A 961-nucleotide genomic window follows, 5' to 3' on the forward strand; every position below is an offset into this window, starting at 1 on the left:
CGGCGACCTCGAAGACGCCGCCACCCACGCCGACTGGCAGCGCGCGCTGGCCGACCTGCAGGGCCACTTCGGTTTCAAGCCCGAACTGCTGGCCTGCGACGCCCACCCCGAGTACCTGTCCACCAAGCATGCCCGTGCCAGCGGCGGTGCGCCGGAAGAGGTGCTGCACCACCACGCCCACATCGCCGCTTGCCTGGCCGAGAACGGCTGGCCGCTCGACGCCGGCCCGGTGGTGGGCGTGGCGCTGGACGGCTTGGGCTATGGCGAGGATGGCGGCTTGTGGGGCGGTGAGTTCGCCGTGGCCGACTACCGCCACTTCCGGCGCGGCGGCACCTTCAAGCCCGTGGCGCTGCTGGGCGGCGAGCAGGCCATGCGCGAGCCCTGGCGCAACACCTACGCGCACCTGATGGCCGAACTGAAGTGGCCCACGTTTGCGATGAACTACGCGGAGCTTGAGCTGTACGGCTACCTCGAAGCCAAACCGCGTTCGCTGCTCGACGGCATGCTGGCCAAGGGCGTGAACTCGCCACAGGCCAGTTCGTGTGGGCGCCTCTTCGATGCCGTGGCAGCCGCCATGGGACTGTGCCGCGACCAAGCTGCGTACGAAGGGCAAGGCGCGGTCCAGCTGGAAGCTCAGGTCGACCATGAAGTGTTGGAGCACGAGGACGAAGAACTTGGCTACCCCTTCGGCATCCCGCGCTTGAAGGGCAGCAACCTGCCCTACGTTGAACCGCTGGCCATGTGGACGGCACTGCTGGGCGACCTGGTGCTGAAGACGCCGGTGCCGACCATGGCCGCGCGCTTCCACAAGGGCCTCGCCCAGGTGATCTGCCGAATGGTCGACAAGATCGCACAGCGGCCCGAGCACAGCCCGCCGCTTCGCACCGTGGCGCTCAGCGGCGGTGTGTTTCAGAACCGCGTGCTGCATGAAAGGGTGGCACGCCAGCTACGCACAGCCGGC

At 68.4% G+C, this 961-nt stretch carries 1 protein-coding gene; it reads left to right on the plus strand.

The window, feature by feature from the left end; translation table 11 throughout:
- Nucleotides 1-961, plus strand: a 961-nt coding sequence (locus AC01FP_RS17860) for a Kae1-like domain-containing protein (RefSeq protein ID WP_474482119.1), incomplete at both ends; no start/stop codon positions are given.

It is taken from the genome of Cyanobium sp. NIVA-CYA 375 (assembly GCF_056108345.1).